Here is a 17715-nt window from a genome sequence, read left to right on the forward strand (position 1 = left end):
ACTTTTGAGCGACTACTTAATGGCAGCGGCAGGTGGCAAGGCCTGCTAGAAGAAACAGCAAAGGGCTTCCGCGCGCGGAAGCCCTTTGCTGTTTCTCCTGGTTTACTGGGGACAATGCGTAGAGGCCTTCAAGACCAGGTGCCGAAGAGGGGGGCGAAAGGCTATTTCCAGGAATTATAAGTCGGGCCGTGGTACCTTCAGGCTTTCCGCTCTATCAACCCGCTGATGCCTCTCCTCGAAACCAATGCCGTCGCCCTCGACTACCTCGAGTACCAGTACCGCACCGACCTGGAAGTGCTGGTAGGGCGCTGGCTGCGCCAACCCACGGAAGAAGAGCTGCGCATCGGCTACCACCGCCTGCTGGAAGCAGCCGAAACTTTTGAGGCCCGGCTGTGGCTGATAGATGCCCGCCGCCGCAACCACGCCAACCAGCAGGCGACGCCCTGGATGGTGGAAACATTTTTCCCCTTGCTGGGCGAGCGCCTGGGCCCGCCCGTGAATCTGGCCTTCCTGTTCATGCCCAGCCACCTGAAAGACCTGGAGCAGGATGTTAAAGTGCCGCCGCTCACATATTTCGACGGGCGCCCGTACCGCGTGCAGCGCTTTGTGGAAGAGCAGGCGGCTATGCACTGGCTGGGCACCTGCCGCACCTTCGGCCCCGGCCTGTAGCGGCGGCTCGCGTCGCTACAGCTTTTTCGGGTCGCGCACCGGGCCGCTGGTCAGGGCTTCGTCGGGTTTGGCGCGGCGCAGGGCTTTCAGGTAGGCCACCAGGTCGTCGAGCTGCTCGGAGCTGATTTCGTTTTTCTTGAAAGAAGGCATGCGGCCCACGCCCAGGAAAAAGGCTCTACTGCGCACGCGGGCGCGCAGGGCCACACCCGGCAGCGGAACATTGTTCAGCGATGGGCCGGCACCGGCTTCGCCCCCGGGGTGGCACTTCTGACAGTTTTCCATGTACACGAGGTGGCCCCGCGCCAGCCGGGCATCGTTTAGCGGTACCGGGCGGGCCGCTACGGGCTCGGAGCGCCGGGCGGTAGTGCAGGCGGCGGCCAGCCACAGGGCAAGCAGCAGCAGGAGCAGGGAGGAAGCGCGTTTCATAGCGTGGTAGTTGTCAGTTGTTGGTTGTCAGTTGTCAGGTTGTTCTGATGAAGCAGCCGGCAGAACGATACTGACAACTGACAACGAACATCTGACAACCATTATATTTTAGATATTTTCCAGAGCACGCCGGTTTGCTTGCGTGGCGAGGGCCCCTGCTCCGTCATGGGCATCATGCCGAAGTCGACCACGTAGAGCGCTTCTCCCTTGGGGTCGAAGCGGGCAGCTACGGGCCGTTCCAGGCCTGCCCGGCCGATTTCCGAGGAGGGCCCGTTGGTGCGGCCCTTGTTTACGGCAAAGTCTTCGACGGCGCCGGTTTGCACGTTCACGCGCACCACTTTAAAGCCCACCGGGCCATACACGCGGCCCACGTTAGGGGCCATGTCGCCGAACTGGGCGATAAATGCTTCGCCCACGTGGCCGAAGCTGGCCGAGCGCGAAAAGTCGAAGCCGTTGGAAGAGGAGTGCACGCCCAGGATGGCCGCGGGCTTGGGCGGCGTCTGCGGGTGCTTGGCCAGCAGAAATTTGGGGTCGTTTTTCGGCGTTTCGTAGTCGGAGGTGTTCATGGGCTGCCCGGCCGAGAAGTCAGGAAAGCCGTACCAGGTGCCGGGCTTCACGGCCCAGAGCACATCGCCGGCCCCATAAGCCGGGCGGCTGCCGCGGGTGTCGTAGGCATTCTCCGTGGTGTAGAGCGTGCCATTGGGGTGGAAAGCCAGCCCGAAGGGGTTGCGCAGGCCCGAGGCCACCAGCTCCAGCGGCCCGCCGCGCAGCGGCACGCGCATGATGGCGCCGGTGCAGGGCAGCTGTCCTTTTATTACCTGGCCCGCCGTGCTGGGCGTGCCAAAAGGCAGGTAGGCACCGGTGGTGACTTTGTCTTTCTTGTCTTCCGTGAGCGGGTTGTCGGACTCGAAGTTCTGGCCAACCAGGGTGATGTCCTGGCAGGGAATCTCGTGGTACTTGGGGTTGCGGGTCAGCCAGCCGAAGTCGGCATTGTCGGGGCCCACCACGCCGGAGTTGGTGGCCGTGCCCTGCCCGAAGTACACGTAGCCGTCGCTGCCGATGGCCGGGCCGTTGGTGTGGTGGTCGCCCAGGCTGGGCAGCTTGTCGACCAGCACCGACATCTGCCCGGCGGGCGTAATGCGCAGGATGCGGCCGCCCTCCAGGCTGCCGCCTTCCGACACGTAAAAGGCGCCTTCGTGGAAGACCAGGCCCGTCCAGGGGCCGTTCTTGCCACCGCTGTATACCTCCTTGGTTTCCCCGTTGGGTTCGAGCCGCAGCAGGCGGGGCGCCGTCCATACTTCGCCGTAGCTGTAGCCCGCCTCCAGAATGTAGGGCGTGCCCTGGGCATCAAACGCCACCCCAGTAGGGTAGGTCAGTCCCTGGGCAATGGCTTCCGCCTTGTAGCCGGCGGGCAGGGCCACGTCGGCGGCATCGAGGCGACGAGTGGCGGGCTCATAGGTTTTGGGGCCGCCGTAATGGCCCCGCAGCTTGTAGCAGCCGGTAAGGCTGCCAGTGAGCACAAGGGCGAGGGCCGCCAAGCCAGTAGCTGAACGGTGAAATAGGGTAGGTGTTGGCATAAAGAGAGAAGGAAAAGAAATCCGGACAGCGAAGCCGGACTGCTCTTCTACTCGTAGCGCCGATGCCAAGTTATGGTTGAGCTTACATTGGGCGGTACGGGCGGCGTGTATCCTTTGCCCAGGCCCCGCGTAAGGTGGTCATGCCTTGCAATGTGCCATTCGCGCGGTTAGCTGATGGCCTATGAGAAGGAGCTGATTTTTTACTGCTTATGCGCCGTCACCGCTACTTATTCGGGGGCCTGTCCCTGATGTACCTGGCTTTCGCCTACCTGCAGCTCAACGACCCCGACCCGGCACTGTGGGTAACGCTGTACCTGGTGCCGGCAGCCGTAATGGCCTGGGCGGCTACTGCCCGGGAAATGCCGCGCTGGCTGCCGGCGGGGCTGGCGCTGGCGTATGTAGCGTTGGCCCTGTGGTGGTGGCCCGCCCGGTTCGACGGCCTGACCGGCCCCATGAACCCGGGCACTACCGTGGAAGAAGGGCGGGAATCGCTCGGCCTGCTGATTGCCGCCCTGGGCCTGGGGGCCGCCGCCTGGCTGCGGAGCTACCGGAGGGCAGCAATTCCTGCCCCGGCATGGACAGGAAAACGCTGAACCGGCCGCAGTATAGCACCGGAATGCTTGAGTTGAGATGGCACACGGCCGCTGGCGCAGGGCCCGGCCCACGGCTATTGTCGTTTAAAGAAAAAGCCCCGACGAACTTTCATTCGTCAGGGCTTCTCCACTTAAAAAACTGGTCAGAAACAACAATCCGTATGCGCCGACTGGTTGACCCGGCGCTGCCTGTGGGCTGCTAGTAGCTGACCACCAGCTTGCGATGCGTTACGACGCCGTCCTGCGTCAGGCGGATGGTATAGATGCCAGCCGGCAGGCCGGTGGCAGGCAGGGTGTAGGCCTTCGGGCCGCTGGCCTGTACCTCGTTCTGGCTTAGAGCGTACACCTTACGGCCCAGTACATCAATCACCTCCAGGCTCACGGCCGCCGGATGCTGCAGGTAATAGGAAATCGTGACGTCGGTGCCGGGGGTAGGATTGGGAAATACCTCAAATGCCAGGGGATTGGCCGCCACGGTAGCGGCGCTAACTACTGCGCTGCGGGTATACCAGATGGGCGAAGTCACGATACGGTTGCCGTCGGCCTGAATAATGATGGCGTAGTAATACGCCGTGCCGGATGGGGCGGGGTCGGTATAGCTCAGGGCGGCGGCCCCCGTTGTGCTGGTCGCCACACTTACGGCGTTGACCAGGCTGCCAGGCACGCCGCGCATCAGGGTGATGCTGCGGATGCTTTCATTGTCGGGGTCGCTCACCGTGACGCTCAGAGCTGCCGGGGCCGGGCTGGTCAGAATGCTGCCCATCGGCGCCCCGTTGCAGCTCAGGGTAACCTGCACGTTCCAGTCGTCGGAGCCATAGAAGCGGCGCTCGCGCATGGCTTGCATAATGCTGGCCTGGGTGAGGGTGGGCGCCAGCACCACGAGGCGGCCGGCTGTGCTGCGGCCGAAGGTGGTGTTGTGGTTGTCGTGGTCGAAACCCATGCCCACGTGGTAGCCCCTGGCCAGCATGCGCTGGTAAGTGCTTTCGAAGGAAGAAGTGCTGTTGTTGGAATACGTGACGTTGGTCGACGTTGCCGGGCCCGAGCGCAGCGGCGTACCCACCACGGCACTGTCGGCCGTGGGACTGAAAGGGGCGGCGCCGGCCAGGTCGCCGTAGTCCAGGTTGGCGGGGTGGGCAAACAGGGCGAAGGCGCCGGGGCGCCGGTTAATCTGCCGCATCAGGGCCTGGTAGTCGTTGCGGGGCACAAACACGTCGAGGTTGCCCGCTTCCCAGTTCAGGAGCTGGTTTACTCCATACACCAGCATATGGCCGCCGCCCGAGATGACGCCCCATTCCATACCGAATAAGGCCACAAACTGTGGGTTGGTAGCCTGCGCGGCCTGTTGCAGGCCCAGGGCGTAGTTGCTGCGCTGCATCCCCGCCTGGGAGTGGTTGTGCTCGCTCACACCCAGAAAGTCCATTTGCAGCGAGGCATCGGCGAAGGCGTAGGCATCAGCCGGTGTGCTGGCGCCCGACGTCGCTTCGTCCTGGTTGCCATCCGAATAGCTGGTATGCGAATGCAGGTTGCCGTAATAAAAGTTGTAGGCTGGGGTCTGAGCCCGGGCAGTCAGCGTCAGCAGGCTGCCAAACAGGAAAAGTAGTGGACGAACCAAGTGGGGGGAGGTAACATAATTAGGGATAGGACTGGTGGTAGAAATAGAACTTCAGCCCGTGCGGGGCGGTAGATAAACTGCACTTTAGCCAGAAGTTCAAAAGAAGGGGATTGCAAAGCTAAGCAAGCCCGGATAAAAATGGTTCAGTCCCTTGCAAAGATGATGGTTTTAATAAAGAGTTAATGATTAGATTTTTAAATAAATGCCCTGCTTACCCGTTTTATTGAAAAGTGCAAAAACTGTAGTGTTTATACATAGTACAGTTATAATACTGCCTGCTTGAATTGGGGGCCATAAATGTGGTTTTCCTTATTCAGGCAAAGGCTCGATAAATGCCGGCGGCACGTGCTCGGTAAGCCATACGCCGTTAGCCGACTGGTAAAAGCTGTGCCCGGCGGCGGCCATTTCTGCGGCTTTCACCCCCAGCACAATGGGTTTGCCACGCCGCTGGCCTACGGTGCGGGCCGTGGCCTCGTCGGCACTTAGGTGGACGTGGTGGCGGCTTTGCTTTTTAAGGCCTTCTTCCAGAATATCGCCCACGTAGCGTACCGTCGTGCCATGGTAAAGCAGCGCTGGTGGCTGCTTTTCTTCATAGCCCAGCGCTACTTCCACCGAGTGGCCCTGGTTGGCCCGGATGCGGGTCTGGTCGTCGTTGAAGGCAAAGCGCTGCTTGTTATTGGTGGCCACTACGTGGCGCAGGTCAGCCAGGCTGAGCGTTATCTGCCGGCGGCTCAGGGCGTGCAGCAGGGTGGGCACGTCGGTCCAGCCGTTTTCGTCCAGCGCAAGGCCAATCATCTCGGGCTTGTGGCGCAGCACCAGGCTGAGGTACTTGCTTATTTGGGTGGTTTCAGCTTCGGATAGCATAGCAAAGTGAATAGCGAAGGTGTAGAAAGCCGCAAAAAAGCCCGGTCCTGTCTGGGCCGGGCTTTTCTACGACAAACGGGCAGGCCGCTTTACAGGCCGTTGTTGCCCATCCGTATTACCTGCCCGGCGCGCTTGCCGCTTTGCTTAATGCGGGTGCCGGGAGCCGGCTTCAGCATAATGACAGGCAGGGAGCAGTCGGCAAGCGACATTTCCTGGACGGTATAGCCCGGCGACTCAACCAGCAGCACTTGGTCGGCATATATGGCGTCGCCCAGCTGAAAGCGTCCCTCGGCATCGGTGACGTATATCTGGGAGGTTCCCTTTACCATCACGGTAGCACCGATAAGCGGGCGGCTGTTTACGTCCAGCACCTGCCCGGTTAAAGGGGCGCAGGCCAGGCGGGCGGGCGCGGCGGGCTCGCTCGGTGCCGGCATTGCCGGTGCAGCCGGCTGGCTCGGAGCGGCCTGCTGCTTTCGTGGTGCTGCTTTGCTGGTTTTAGCAGTGCGGCTGGCCGCAGCCTTTGCTTTGTGCTGCTGGGCCAGGGCCGGAGCAGCAGTCAAAAGCGCAATACAGGCGCTGAGAAGTAGGTAGGAACGCATAAGGCGGCAATAGGAGTAGAACTACAATACACTGCGCCTGATACGCTAATGTGTAGCACTGGTTTGTAACGAACACATGATTTTTGGTAAAAAAGAAAGACATAAGCAGGGCCGCTTGAAAGAGGCTACTTCCCAGGCATACCATTCGCCGGGCTTAATAACCGTTCGGCCGCCCGTTCGACGGCTCGCTTAAATTCTGTTTCGAGGGCTTAGGGGCGCCGCTAGGTTTGCATCATCATGTCACCAAAACGCCCCGAATCCTTATGAAACTCACTTCCATCGCCCGCTGCCTGCCCCTGGCCCTGTTCCTCACCGGCGCTGCCATTGCCAGCGCAATAGGTGCCACCCCTACTACCGAGCTAGCCCAGCCAGCTGCCGACAGCCCCGCCGCCCACCCGCTGTTCACGGTGAAAGTGGTTGGCAAAGGCCAGCCCATGCTGCTGATTCCGGGCCTGACCTGCCCCGGCGCCGTGTGGGACGAAACCGTGGCCCACTACCAGAAGCAGTACCAGTGCCACGTAGTGTCGCTGGCTGGCTTTGGCGGACAGCCCGCCGTGCCCGGCGCCAGCCCCCTGCTGCTGCCCGTGCGCGACCAGCTGCTGGCCTACGTGAAAGCGCAGAAGCTGAACCAGCCCGTGGTAGTTGGCCATAGCCTCGGCGGCTTCCTGGCCCTGTGGATGAGCAGCACCCAGCCCAACGCCCTGGGCCCCCTGCTGATTCTGGATTCTCTGCCCTTTATGTCGGCCATTCAGGACCCCAGCCTGACCGCGGAAAAGGTGAAGCCCCGCGCCGAAGCCATGCGCAAGCAGATGCAAAGCGGCCCCATGCCCGCCGCCGCCCGCCGCCAGATGCTGGCCGGCCTCATCACCGACACGGCCCGCATTTCCCTGGCCGACCGCTGGGGCGTCGCTTCCGACCCGGCCACCGTGGGCCAGGCCATGTATGAGCTGAGCACCACCGACCTGCGCGCCGACCTGGCCCGCATCCAGCAGCCGGTGCTGGTGCTGGGCGCCTGGGCCGCCTACAAAGCCTACGGCTCCACCATGGAAAGCACCCGCGCCATCTTCGCCCAGCAGTACGCCCAGCTGCCCCAGCACCGCATCGAGATGTCGGAAGCCGGCCGCCACTTCCTGATGTGGGACGACACCGCCTGGTTTTTCACCCAGGCCGACAGCTTCCTGCGGCAGGCCAGGAAGTAACGCGGAATTCCATTCCGCGAGGCCAACAGAGCCGACCACCTTTTCCGCGGAATGGAATTCCGCCCTACTCTAACTTGCCTTTGTTTTCCCACTGCCGGCCATGTCGTCCTTCACTATCCGACCCCGATTATACTGGAAGCTGCAGCTTATCAGCTGGACGCTGTACGGCTTATTCGGGGGCGCGCTGGCCGCCATCTTCGGTAAGTTCTCGGTCTACATCATCCCCATCGAAGTCTGGGTGACGGGCACCCTGCTTGGCCTGAGCCACCTGTTTCGGAACTACGTGCGCCGCCATGGCTGGGTGAAGCTGCCCATTGCGGCCCTGCTGCCCCGCCTGCTGGTGGCCCATGTGCTTATTGGGGTAGTCAGCCAGGTGATTATCGGCAGCCTCACCGTGCTGATGTTTCTGCTGGTGCCACCGCCGGGCGAGCTGAAGGCCATGCCCTGGGTGCAGTACATCGGCTACGCCCTGAACGTGTTTTTCACTATGTGGGGCTGGTCGGCCATCTACTTCGGCCTGCACTACCTCGACGGCTACAAGCAGGCCGAGATTGACAAGTGGAAGCTGGCCGCCGCCGTGCAGGAGGCCGAGATGCGCAGCCTCAAGGCCCAGATAAACCCCCACTTCATGTTCAACGGCCTCAACAACATCCGGGCCCTGGTGCTGGAAAATCCCGCCCGCGCCCGCGACATGATTACCCATTTGTCTGACCTGCTGCGCTACTCCATTCAGCTCAACAGCACCGAGAAGGTGGCCCTGGCCCGGGAGCTGGAGATTGTGCGCCACTACTGCGAGCTGGAAGCCATGCAGCTGGAAGAGCGCCTGCGCTACAGCCTGGTGGCCGACCCGGCCGCGCTCGAAGTGCAGATTCCGCCCATGACCCTGCAGCTGCTGGTGGAAAACGCCATCAAGCACGGCATTGCCTCCCGGCCCGGGGGCGGCGAAATCCACCTCAGCGCCCAGCTCAGCCCCGACGCCGCCGAGCTGCTGGTGACCGTGCGCAACACCGGCCGCTACCAGCCCCGCCCCGGCCACGAAGGCGTGGGCCTGCGCAACGCCCGCGAGCGGCTGCAGCTGCTGTTTGGCCCGGCCGCCAGTCTGCACATTGCCAACGACCCCCAGCAGGCCGACACCGTGGTAGCCGAGCTGTGCCTGCCCGTCACCGGCTTCCCCGCTACCCGCCCCGCCCTTACTTCCGCTTCCTATGAACACACTGCTGGTTGACGACTCCCGCCTGGCGCGCACCGAGCTGCGCCACCTGCTCCAGGCCTTTCCCGAGGTACACATTGCCGGCGAGGCCCGCAACGCCGACGAGGCCCGCGAACAGATTCAGGCCCTGCAGCCCGACCTGCTGCTGCTCGACATTCACATGCCCGGCACCAGCGGCTTCGAGCTGCTGGCCTCGCTGGAGGCTGCGCCCCAGGTCATCTTCACCACCGCCTACGACGAGTACGCCCTGCAGGCCTTTGAGGTGAATGCCCTCGACTACCTGCTCAAGCCCGTGCAGGAAGCCCGGCTGGCCGCTGCCCTGGCCAAGGCCCGCGCCAAGCTCAGCAAGCCCGCGGCAGTGCCCGTTGCCCCGCAGCCGGAGGAGCCCGCCCCGGCCCCGCTCACGGCCCAGGACCAGGTGTTTGTGAAAGACGGCGACCGGTGCTGGTTTGTGCGCCTGGCCGACATCCGCCTGTTTGAAATCAACGGCAGCTACACCCGCATTCATTTCGAGGAGCACCGCCCCCTGATTCCGCGCACCCTGCAGCAGCTTGAGAGTCGCCTCGACCCCAAAGTCTTTTTCCGCGCCAACCGCCAGCAGATTGTCAACCTGAAGTGGATTGCCGGCATCGAGCCCTGGTTTAGCAACACCCTGCGCATCACCCTCACCGACGGGCAGGAGGTGGAGGTGTCGCGCCAGCAGTCGGTACGCTTCCGCGAGCTGCTGAGCCTGTAAGAGTGGTTCTTTCTCGGTGGGTTGAGAATGATACTCGTCCCAAAGAGCCTTGCGAAAATCGTCTGGCGGATGTAGAGACGCTGACCTTGGGTTGCTTCTCTACATCGTTCAGGTTTCGCAGACCACTTCGCGAGAAGTATAGAAGTGAGGAGTTGAAAATCCGTCCGGGTTTTAACTCTTCACTTTTAGCTTTTAACTGCCCAAAGAAGGGTGCACTGACCTGCAGGCCGCTTTAATGGTGTCTTTCTAAAGGAAAAGCAAGCCCAGCCGCCTGCCAGCCCCGGCTGCCGGCCGAGAGTAAGCCCGGCCGTATCTTGCAGGTCTTTCCCGGCCGCTGCCAATTATCCATGATTCATATTATCTACATGAGCCGGGCCGTGCGCCCCTTGTCCGACGACAACCTGCGGGAGCTGCTCGAACAGTGCCGCCGCGACAATGCCCGACACAACGTGTCCGGCGTGCTGTTTTACAGCCACGGCAACATTGCCCAGCTCATCGAGGGCGAAGCGGAGGTGCTGGAGCCCCTGTTTGAGAAAATCTCCCGCGATGGGCGCCACTCCAACGTTATCCGGCTGGCCAAGCGCCCCATTGCGGCCCGCAGCTTCGATGGCTGGTCTATGGCGTTCCACCCCCTGGAGCCGGCCGCCTTTGCCCAGTTCCAGGACTTCTTCTCGCCCGACGAGGCCCCGGCCAACCCCGCCACGCTCACCATTGCCGACTCCCTGCTCCTGGACCTGCTGCGCCAGGCCGTATTCGGCCCCGAGCCGGCAGTCGACTCGCAAGCGTAAATTAGCCGGTATCTAACTCGTTCAAAACAAAGGCCGCTACCTATCGGTTTTGTGGAGCTTTTACCACCGTGAACTGCCAGCTTCGGAAAACAGCCGGCAACGACGGTCCGTTATCTGCCTATGCCACTAGCCCCTGCTGACTTCGCTTTTCTGTTCTCATCCCAGCCGCTGCCGGCCCTGGTGCTGGGCAACGACGGCCGCGTGCTGGCCGCCTCCGAGGTCCTGTTGGCTATTGCCGGGGTAGAGGCTGCTGAAGTAGAAGGAATCAGCTTGTCGGAGACAAACCCTTTTGCGGCCTTGGGCAAAGCCTGGTGCGAAGGCGCCGAAGCCGCTCTGGCCGCTTTCCCCCGGGAGCTGCCGCCCTTGCCGCCGGTTCCCTACGGCCCTGCCGGTGATGAGCCGCAGTGGTGGCAGCCCCAGCTTCGGCCTGGGCCCGGCCCCCGGCCCGGCTACGTGCTGTGCACGGCCCAGAAAACGGAAAAAACCACGCGCCGGCCCGGCCGCGAGGGCAGTCCCGCCCGCCAGCTTACCGAGCAGCTGCGGGTGCAGGACCTGGAGTTCCAGGAGATTCTGCGCCACGTGCCGGCCAGCATTGCCACGCTGCTGGGGCCCGAGCTGCGCTTTGAGTTTGTGAATGCCCCCATGCAGGCCCTGCTGGGCGGCGAGGCGCCGGTGGGGGAGGCCCTCACGGCCCGCCCCGGCGCCGTGCCCGCCGACCTGCTGGAGGTGATGCAGCAGGTGTACGGCTCCGGGCGGGGCTTTGTGGCCAAAGCCTACGGCATGCCCCGGCCCGGCGCCGACGGCGAAGCCGCCAGCCCGGGCTTTTTCGATATTTCCCTGCAGCCCCTGCGCGATGAGCACAGCCAGGTGCGCGGCCTGCTGGTGTTTGCCGTCGACGTAACCGTGCAGGAGCAGGCCCGGCAGCGGGCCAACGAGCTGGCCATTGAAACGCGCCGCCTCGACGCCCGCCTGCGCGTGCTCACCGAAACGGCTCCGCAAATCACCTTCACCATCGACGCGGCCGGCCGGTTTGAGTACGTGAGCCCGCAGTGGTACTACTTCACGGGGCAGCCGCCCACGGCCGACCTGGGCACCATGTGGCCCCTGCTCATTCACCCCGACGACCGGCTGCGGGTGCAGTACCAGTCGGAAGCCGCCCGCGCCGCCGGCATCGGCTGGAGCTACGAGTACCGCCTGCGCCGCCACGACGGGCAGTACCGCTGGCTGCTGAGCCGCGCCCTGCCCGAGCTGCACGCCCCCGACCAGCCCGTGTTCTGGCACGGGGCCGTGACCGAGGTGCACGACCAGCGCGAGCTGGCCGACGCCCTACGACGCGGCGAGGCCGAGCTGCGCTTCCTGGCCGACAGCATTCCCCAGCTTATCTGGACGGCTACGGCCGAGGGGTTTATTGACTACTACAACCAGCATACGGCCGAATACACCGGCCTGTCGGCCGAGGAGCTGGGCCCCACCGGCTGGGTGGCCCTGCTCGACTCCAGCGAGCAGGCCGCGGCGGCGCGGCGCTGGGTGCAGTGCGTGGCCACCGGCGAGCCCTACGAAGGCCTGTACCGCATGCGCCGCCACGACGGGCAGTACCGCTGGCACATCATCCGGGCCCGGCAGCTGACCGATACCCGCGGGCCGCGCTGGTTTGGGGCCTGCACCGACGTGGAAGACCAGCACCGCCTGCGCGAAGTGCTGCAAACCCAGTACGATGAGCTGGCCCGCACCAACCGCGACCTTGACACCTTCGTGTACGCGGCTTCCCACGACCTCACCCAGCCCCTGAACAACCTGCGCGGCCTTTTCGACGAGCTGCGCCGCAGCGCCACCTTCAACGATGCCGACCAGGAAGTAATGCTGGGCATGGTCGACGACGCCCTGGGCCAGCTCGATGTGACCCTGCGCGACCTGGCCGACACCGTGCAGCAGCAGCGCCAGCTTTCTGCCCCGGCCGAAGCCATCGACCTGGGCAGCGTGGCCGACGAAGTGCTGCTGGGCCTGCGCGCCCAGGTAGAAGAAGCCGGCGCCACCGTCGACCTCGACTTCACGGCGGCGCCTTCCTTGCTCTACGGCCGGGCGAACCTGCGCAGCGTGCTGCATAACCTGCTCAGCAACGCCCTCAAGTTTGCCCACCCCGAGCGGCCACCGCACCTGGTGGTAGCCAGCAGCCTCTCGGAAACCGGGCAGCCCCAGCTGCGGGTGCAGGACAACGGCCTGGGTATGGACCTGCGCAGCGACGCCGAGGCGCTGTTTCAGCTCTTCGAGCGCCAACACCCCCACATTGGCGGGGCCGGCGTGGGCCTGTACCTGGTGCAGCGCATCGTGAAAAGCCATGGCGGCCACCTGGAAGTAAGCAGCGCCGTGGGGGAGGGCACCACGTTCACGGTGCACTGGTTTGAGTAAGGGCTGTTACGGGATGGCTGGCGAAGCAGCGGCTTCTAGTTGCTGGTTGCTGGTTTCTGGTTGACGTTCTAACCAGAAACAAGGAACCAGAAACTTCTTGCTTCAGCGCGCCAGCTCGTGCGGAACAGCAGGTGGTAATAGGGTGTCGTCCGGCATAGTTGCAGTGCTTGGCTGGTGCCGGAGGGGCTAACAAAAAAAGCCCCAGCCAAAAGCCGGGGCATTTCCGAAGTCATTTAAATCTACCAAATGGTACTTATCCTTCAGCAGGGCTGAAGGTGTGAGCGCGGAGCTGCTAGGCTTCCTGGGCCTGGGCTACGTCGCTGGCCTCGGCCACCGGAATGGCCTGACCCACGGGATTCACGCTCACCTTTTTGTCGTTCACTCCTACAAATACGTATTGCCCGGTTTTCATCGAGAAGATGTAGTAGGGCTGGTTGATGCCGGGGTAGAGGGGGTGACGCAGCGTCATGGCGCCGTAGGCGCCGGTGTAGCCGGCTTTCTTCAGCAGCGAGTCGGCCTCAGTGGCTTCCATGCGCACGGGCCAGGGAATCACCACGTCTTCCATCCAGGGCTGGGCGATGTACTGCACCGGCCCAAACGTGCCCCAGCCCGTCGATTCAATGATGACCGTGCCTTTGCCTGCCTGAAACACCACTTTCAGCTTCGACAGCTCGTTGGGATTGGTGCAGGAGCGGGGGCTGGGCGGCAGGGCCTCCACCTCGTACAGGGCCGCGTCGGGGTACTGGTCCTGCACCAGGCGCACGGCAATGTTTACCCGGCCCAGGAAGCTGAGGATGGCCTGCGGGGCCGGGCTGCTGTTCTGCACTTCGTCGAGCACGAACACCCGCACGTCGTACACTTTCTGCAGCACGTACTGGGCGATGCCGCCGAACACGCTCACTACCACCTGCGTGTTGCCGGTTTGCAGGGAGTTCAGCGTCCAGGCAATGTTGCTGCCCTCAATACCGGCCTGCTGCAGCTCCAGCATAGTGGAGTCGAACTTGATGGCGATGCTGCCGCCCTGGGGTACGGCCGCGGCTTCCTTAATCAGGAAGGGCATTTTGAACAGCACGTTCAGCTGCTCGTGGCCGGGCACCATGGCCGGGGCGGCCGTTGCTACGGCCTGCTGAGGAGCGGGCTGGCTTTCGCCGGGTGGGAGCAGGCCCAGGAAGCGTACCTCCACGGCCACGCCTTCGGGATGGTTGGCATCGGCGATGATAACCTGCCCCGAGGGCGCCACCGGCGAGGGCAGCTGAATGCTGAAGTTCTGCTCGTGGGTGTAGGGCGACTTCGAGTCGTGCAGCGGCCCGGTCCAGCCTTCCAGCTGAAACTTGAGGCCGCCCATCAGCGGTACCTGCGCGAAGGTGATGCCGTAAGTGTAATCCTGCACTTCACCAGTGGCAAAGAGGGTCAGGGTTTTGGTTTGGGTGTTGTAAGCAGCGGCCAGCTCGTCGGCCGGAATAAGTCCAAGAAAGCCCATGGTATGGTTGAGTTGAAATGTGAGTTGAAGTGCCTACTCGGTTTGGTGGGGCTTTTCGGCAGCCGCCCCTGTTGGCAGGCGTAGCTCCTGCCCGGGCCCGGGAAGTGGGGCCCGCATGTGATGTCGCAGCGCCGTGGGCATTCGGGGGCCCGGCCGCCAGCCTATCCGGGCAGCAGCGGGCAGCGAAAAAGCCGGAGGCGCAGGTTTCCGGGCGGCGCCTGCGCGAGCAAGGGCACAGCACTACCGATAGTGCCCAAAGCGGGTCGCCAGGCATCAGAAAACCAAAAGGAGAAAACGCAAAACCGCTGATAGGGCGGTTTCAACCGCAGCTGCTGCAGCCAGCCGCGTACCGAGGGCGCAAGGGGTAGAAACGCGGCTGCGCCGGAAGCCGGCTGGCAGTACACGCACAATGCGAACAACGGGTAGCCTGCCGGCGGCAGGAAGCCTGAGGTTCACGGGCAGCTTAAGCTGCGGTGAAGGAGAAGGGCCGAAAATACTTCGGCCAGCACAGCGCCCCATTCAGGAGATGGGGCGGGGGAAAGTGCCGGCAAGATAGGCTTCCATACTGCCCAACACAAGCATTGGGGCAAAGGCAATGAGAAATTTATCTTAATTATTGAATAGAAGGCGCACTGGGCCAGCTGAGGCCGCTATTTTCGGCAAGGCGAACGTCAAAAATAAAATCCCAGACAACGCCAGCGCAGGTAGCTGCATCTAGGCTTACACACTCCCACTAACAACAGCTCAACCCGTATGAAGCGCTTCTCCCTGGTGTTGCTCACGCTGCTGGCCACGGCCGGTACCACTCTTGCCCAAACCAAACAAAGCCGCACCCCCGGCAGCTTCCGGGCCGTAGAGGCCGGCGGCGGCATCGATGTGTTTCTGGCCCAGGGGCCCAGCACCGCCGTAGTGGTGGAGGCCGACAACGACGTGCAGCGTCACCTCATTACCGAAGTGAAGGGCGGCACGCTGGTGATTAACTGGGAGAAGGGCTACTCCTGGAAGAACCTGCTCAGCAGCAATCGCAAAGCCAACGTCTACGTAACGGCTCCGCAGCTGGAGGCCGTGACAGCCAGCGGCGGCTCCGATGTGCGTGGGCAGTCGCCCATTAAAGCCACCAGCTTCCGGGTGACGGCCAGCGGCGGCTCCGACGTAACCCTGACCCTAAACGCCAGCACCCTGAGTGGCACCGCCAGCGGCGGCTCCGACCTGCGCCTCGATGGCCGCGTAGAGCGCCAGACGGTGAGCGTGAGCGGCGGGGCCGACTACCTGGCTTTTGGCCTGCAAAGCAAGGCGGCCGTTATTACCGCCAGCGGCGGGGCCGATGCCAACGTGAGCGTAGACGATGAGCTGAGCGCCACTGCCAGCGGGGGCTCCGACGTGCGCTACAAAGGCCAGGCCCGGGTGCTGAAGTCCAATGCCAGTGGCGGCAGCAGTGTGCGCCGCGCCCAGTAGGGCAGCCCCTGGCAGCTTATTCCAGTAGCCAGATTTCGGTGCCGGCCGGCAGGTGGGCTAGCGCGCCCAGGTCCAGCAGCAGCCCTCGCTGGGTCTGGGCCTGTCGGGTTATCTCCTCCACAGTGGCCGAGCCCGCGTGCCGTGTTCCCTCGGGTAGCACCGCTTCTATAGACAGGCCGGTGTGCAGGTCGTAGCCGGCCAGCCGGCGGGCAGGGGCATCAGGCAGCGCCAGCAGGCCCAGGCCGGGCAAAGGCCAGGTGGCTTGAACACGCAGAAGTAGAGTGGAAGCAGGCACCGGCTGTTTACGTAGCGGCCCGGTTTTGCGCCGTAGCCAGCGCTTATGCGAATGCCAGGACGGTAGATTAAGTTAAAAGTGAAGAGTTAAAAGTTGAGAACCGGAACAGGTTTTAACTTTTAACTCTTCACTCTTAACTTCTTTCAACAGCTGCACCAGCCGGGAAATTGCGGTAATTTGAGGCATGAACCGCTTCGACCGCATCACGGCCATTCTTGTGCAGCTGCAAGCCCGACGGGTGGTAAAAGGGCAGGAGCTGGCCGAGCGCTACGGCGTGAGCCTGCGTACCGTGTACCGCGACCTGCGCACCCTGGAAGAAGCCGGCGTGCCCCTGTGCGGCGAAGCCGGCGTGGGCTACTCCCTGGCCGAGGGCTACCGCCTGCCCCCGGTGATGTTTACCCGCGAAGAAGCCACGGCCCTGCTCCTGGCCGAGCAGCTGGCTGCCCGCCTGACCGACGCCGGCACGGCCCGCCTTAGCACCGCGGCCATGGACAAGCTGCGGGCCGTGCTGCGCCGCCCCGACCGCGACTACCTCGAAGCCCTGGGCCCGCGCATTACCGTGCTGCCGGGCCGGGCGCGGACTGCCAGCACAGCCCTGCCCGACCCCAATATCCACCAGCAGCTGCTGGCCAGCATTGCCGGCTGCCGGGTCGTAGCGCTGGACTACCGCGCGGGCCACCACGGAGCAGCTACGCGGCGCGAGGTAGAGCCCATTGCCGTGTACTTCGGGCAGTACTGGCACGTGGTGGCTTACTGCCGCCTGCGGCAGGAGTTCCGCGACTTCCGCCTCGACCGCATTGCCGGCCTGCAGGTAGGCACCGAGCAGTTTGCGCCCCGCCCCGAAACGCTGCAGAGCTACTGGGCCGAGCAGGCCGAGCGGCGTCAGGCCTACGCCGCGGTGGTGCGCTTTGCCCCGCAAGGGCTGGCGCAGGCCCAGGAAAACAAGCACTACTTTGGCTGGACGCAGGAGCGGGTGCTGCCCGATGGCAGCACGGAAATGGCTTTCCTGACGGGCTGCCTCGACTCCCTGGCCCGCTGGCTGCTGCTGTTCGGGCCGCTTGTTAGCCCCGTAAGTCCGCCTGCGCTGGAAGCGGCGCTGCGCGAAAAAGCCCGCGAAGCCTACGAGCATTTTTGCCAGCCCACATAGAAAGCAAAAAAGTTTTGCCGGGCATCGCACTGCTGACACAGGGCTGTCATACCCGGCCGCGAGGTTTGCGTCATCATCCACCAAACCCCACACCAGCCATGCTGACTGCCCTTGCCCCCGCGCCCCAGGCGCAGGCTTTCCTGCCCGAGCTCGCCCACGAGCTGCACCTCACCCGCCGCGTGCTGGAGCGCGCCCCCGAAGCTTACTTCGGCTGGCAGCCCCACCCCAAGTCCATGACCCTGGGCAAGCTGTCCTCGCACGTGGCCGACCTGCTGGCCAACATCGCCAGCACCCTGCGCACCGCGGAGTACGACCTGGCTAACTACGCCGCCGACCATGCCGAGCTGCCTGCTACCTCTGCCGAGCTGCTGCGCCGCTTCGATGCCGGCGGCGCCGACTCGCAGGCCGCCCTGGAGGAAGCCAGTGCCGAGGCGTTTGAGCAAGCCTGGACCCTGCGCCACGGCGACTACATCATTCTGCAGCAGCCCCGCACCCAGATTGTGCGCCACCTCATCAGCCACTGCGTGCACCACCGCGGTCAGCTCAGCCTCTACCTACGCCTGCTCGACGTGCCCGTGCCCAGCATCTACGGCCCCTCGGCCGATGAGCCTGCTGCCTGAAGCGGGTTCTACTAAATGAGACAAGCCCCGGCTGCTTAG

17 protein-coding genes are annotated in these 17715 nt (G+C 63.7%); 10 read left to right on the top strand and 7 right to left on the bottom strand.

Annotated elements, in window-relative coordinates; all coding sequences use genetic code 11:
- Positions 1–225 precede the first annotated feature (225 nt).
- Positions 226–669, top strand: coding sequence for a hypothetical protein (locus ABD919_RS01840; protein WP_345233265.1), 444 nt, complete (start codon positions 226–228; stop codon positions 667–669).
- Between the two features lie 15 nt (positions 670–684).
- Here ABD919_RS01840 and ABD919_RS01845 read toward each other — a convergent pair whose 3' ends face one another.
- The gene (locus ABD919_RS01845) at positions 685–1095 is read right to left on the bottom strand and encodes a c-type cytochrome (protein WP_345233267.1); all 411 of its coding nucleotides are present in this window, start codon (positions 1093–1095) and stop codon (positions 685–687) included.
- 101 nt (positions 1096–1196) lie between these two features.
- Entirely contained in the window at positions 1197–2672 is a 1476-nt protein-coding gene (locus tag ABD919_RS01850; RefSeq protein ID WP_345233268.1) for a PQQ-dependent sugar dehydrogenase, read from the bottom strand.
- Between the two features lie 209 nt (positions 2673–2881).
- Here ABD919_RS01850 and ABD919_RS01855 point away from each other — a divergent pair, with 209 nt between their 5' ends.
- Complete coding sequence (locus ABD919_RS01855; RefSeq protein ID WP_345233269.1) at positions 2882–3265, top strand: transmembrane 220 family protein; 384 nt, start codon at positions 2882–2884, stop codon at positions 3263–3265.
- Positions 3266–3464: 199 nt separating this feature from the next.
- Here ABD919_RS01855 and ABD919_RS01860 read toward each other — a convergent pair whose 3' ends face one another.
- From ABD919_RS01860 to ABD919_RS01870, 3 genes are all read right to left on the bottom strand, one after another.
- Positions 3465–4877 (bottom strand): T9SS type A sorting domain-containing protein, encoded by a 1413-nt coding sequence (locus tag ABD919_RS01860; protein WP_345233270.1) that lies wholly within the window; start codon positions 4875–4877, stop codon positions 3465–3467.
- Positions 4878–5186: 309 nt separating this feature from the next.
- Complete coding sequence (locus ABD919_RS01865) at positions 5187–5741, bottom strand: RNA 2'-phosphotransferase (protein WP_345233271.1); 555 nt, start codon at positions 5739–5741, stop codon at positions 5187–5189.
- An 89-nt stretch (positions 5742–5830) separates the two neighbouring features.
- Positions 5831–6340: a carboxypeptidase-like regulatory domain-containing protein gene (locus ABD919_RS01870; protein ID WP_345233273.1), complete on the bottom strand. Its 510-nt coding sequence runs from the start codon at positions 6338–6340 to the stop codon at positions 5831–5833.
- Positions 6341–6603: 263 nt separating this feature from the next.
- Between ABD919_RS01870 and ABD919_RS01875 the strand changes: the two genes are divergently transcribed.
- The 5 genes from ABD919_RS01875 to ABD919_RS01895 all read left to right on the top strand — a co-directional run bounded on the left by ABD919_RS01875 (position 6604) and on the right by ABD919_RS01895 (position 12679).
- Positions 6604–7539 (top strand): alpha/beta fold hydrolase, encoded by a 936-nt coding sequence (locus tag ABD919_RS01875; RefSeq protein WP_345233275.1) that lies wholly within the window; start codon positions 6604–6606, stop codon positions 7537–7539.
- A gap of 100 nt (positions 7540–7639) precedes the next feature.
- Complete coding sequence (locus ABD919_RS01880) at positions 7640–8764, top strand: sensor histidine kinase (protein WP_345233277.1); 1125 nt, start codon at positions 7640–7642, stop codon at positions 8762–8764.
- On the top strand, positions 8745–9485 hold the full coding sequence (locus ABD919_RS01885; RefSeq protein ID WP_345233278.1) for a LytR/AlgR family response regulator transcription factor: 741 nt from the start codon (positions 8745–8747) through the stop codon (positions 9483–9485). Before ABD919_RS01880 ends, ABD919_RS01885 begins: the two co-directional genes overlap by 20 nt.
- A gap of 347 nt (positions 9486–9832) precedes the next feature.
- Complete coding sequence (locus ABD919_RS01890; protein WP_345233280.1) at positions 9833–10273, top strand: BLUF domain-containing protein; 441 nt, start codon at positions 9833–9835, stop codon at positions 10271–10273.
- A gap of 120 nt (positions 10274–10393) precedes the next feature.
- A complete protein-coding gene (locus tag ABD919_RS01895; RefSeq protein WP_345233281.1) occupies positions 10394–12679 on the top strand; it encodes a PAS domain S-box protein in 2286 nt (761 codons plus the stop codon).
- A gap of 292 nt (positions 12680–12971) precedes the next feature.
- Here ABD919_RS01895 and ABD919_RS01900 read toward each other — a convergent pair whose 3' ends face one another.
- Complete coding sequence (locus tag ABD919_RS01900; protein ID WP_345233283.1) at positions 12972–14159, bottom strand: hypothetical protein; 1188 nt, start codon at positions 14157–14159, stop codon at positions 12972–12974.
- Positions 14160–14912: 753 nt separating this feature from the next.
- On the opposite strand from ABD919_RS01900, the gene ABD919_RS01905 reads away from it, so the two are divergent.
- Positions 14913–15614, top strand: coding sequence for a head GIN domain-containing protein (locus ABD919_RS01905; protein WP_345233284.1), 702 nt, complete (start codon positions 14913–14915; stop codon positions 15612–15614).
- Between the two features lie 16 nt (positions 15615–15630).
- On the opposite strand, the gene ABD919_RS01910 is transcribed toward ABD919_RS01905, so the two are convergent.
- The gene (locus tag ABD919_RS01910) at positions 15631–15909 is read right to left on the bottom strand and encodes a hypothetical protein (protein WP_345233286.1); all 279 of its coding nucleotides are present in this window, start codon (positions 15907–15909) and stop codon (positions 15631–15633) included.
- A gap of 184 nt (positions 15910–16093) precedes the next feature.
- On the opposite strand from ABD919_RS01910, the gene ABD919_RS01915 reads away from it, so the two are divergent.
- Complete coding sequence (locus tag ABD919_RS01915) at positions 16094–17056, top strand: helix-turn-helix transcriptional regulator (protein ID WP_345233287.1); 963 nt, start codon at positions 16094–16096, stop codon at positions 17054–17056.
- A 98-nt stretch (positions 17057–17154) separates the two neighbouring features.
- Positions 17155–17676: a DinB family protein gene (locus ABD919_RS01920; RefSeq protein ID WP_345233289.1), complete on the top strand. Its 522-nt coding sequence runs from the start codon at positions 17155–17157 to the stop codon at positions 17674–17676.
- Positions 17677–17715: the final 39 nt, after the last annotated feature.

This window comes from Hymenobacter saemangeumensis (genome assembly GCF_039541835.1).
Classification (GTDB): Bacteria; Bacteroidota; Bacteroidia; order Cytophagales; family Hymenobacteraceae; genus Hymenobacter; species Hymenobacter saemangeumensis.

Excerpts from the sequence above, each read along its gene's own strand:
- ABD919_RS01840 (WP_345233265.1), top strand. The coding sequence starts at position 226 with ATGCCTCTCCTCGAAACCAATGCCGTCGCCCTCGACTACCTCGAGTAC.
- ABD919_RS01845 (WP_345233267.1), bottom strand. The coding sequence starts at position 1,095 with ATGAAACGCGCTTCCTCCCTGCTCCTGCTGCTGCTTGCCCTGTGGCTG.
- ABD919_RS01850 (WP_345233268.1), bottom strand. The coding sequence starts at position 2,672 with ATGCCAACACCTACCCTATTTCACCGTTCAGCTACTGGCTTGGCGGCC.
- ABD919_RS01855 (WP_345233269.1), top strand. The coding sequence starts at position 2,882 with ATGCGCCGTCACCGCTACTTATTCGGGGGCCTGTCCCTGATGTACCTG.
- ABD919_RS01865 (WP_345233271.1), bottom strand. The coding sequence starts at position 5,741 with ATGCTATCCGAAGCTGAAACCACCCAAATAAGCAAGTACCTCAGCCTG.
- ABD919_RS01870 (WP_345233273.1), bottom strand. The coding sequence starts at position 6,340 with ATGCGTTCCTACCTACTTCTCAGCGCCTGTATTGCGCTTTTGACTGCT.
- ABD919_RS01875 (WP_345233275.1), top strand. The coding sequence starts at position 6,604 with ATGAAACTCACTTCCATCGCCCGCTGCCTGCCCCTGGCCCTGTTCCTC.
- ABD919_RS01880 (WP_345233277.1), top strand. The coding sequence starts at position 7,640 with ATGTCGTCCTTCACTATCCGACCCCGATTATACTGGAAGCTGCAGCTT.
- ABD919_RS01885 (WP_345233278.1), top strand. The coding sequence starts at position 8,745 with ATGAACACACTGCTGGTTGACGACTCCCGCCTGGCGCGCACCGAGCTG.
- ABD919_RS01890 (WP_345233280.1), top strand. The coding sequence starts at position 9,833 with ATGATTCATATTATCTACATGAGCCGGGCCGTGCGCCCCTTGTCCGAC.
- ABD919_RS01895 (WP_345233281.1), top strand. The coding sequence starts at position 10,394 with ATGCCACTAGCCCCTGCTGACTTCGCTTTTCTGTTCTCATCCCAGCCG.
- ABD919_RS01900 (WP_345233283.1), bottom strand. The coding sequence starts at position 14,159 with ATGGGCTTTCTTGGACTTATTCCGGCCGACGAGCTGGCCGCTGCTTAC.
- ABD919_RS01905 (WP_345233284.1), top strand. The coding sequence starts at position 14,913 with ATGAAGCGCTTCTCCCTGGTGTTGCTCACGCTGCTGGCCACGGCCGGT.
- ABD919_RS01915 (WP_345233287.1), top strand. The coding sequence starts at position 16,094 with ATGAACCGCTTCGACCGCATCACGGCCATTCTTGTGCAGCTGCAAGCC.
- ABD919_RS01920 (WP_345233289.1), top strand. The coding sequence starts at position 17,155 with ATGCTGACTGCCCTTGCCCCCGCGCCCCAGGCGCAGGCTTTCCTGCCC.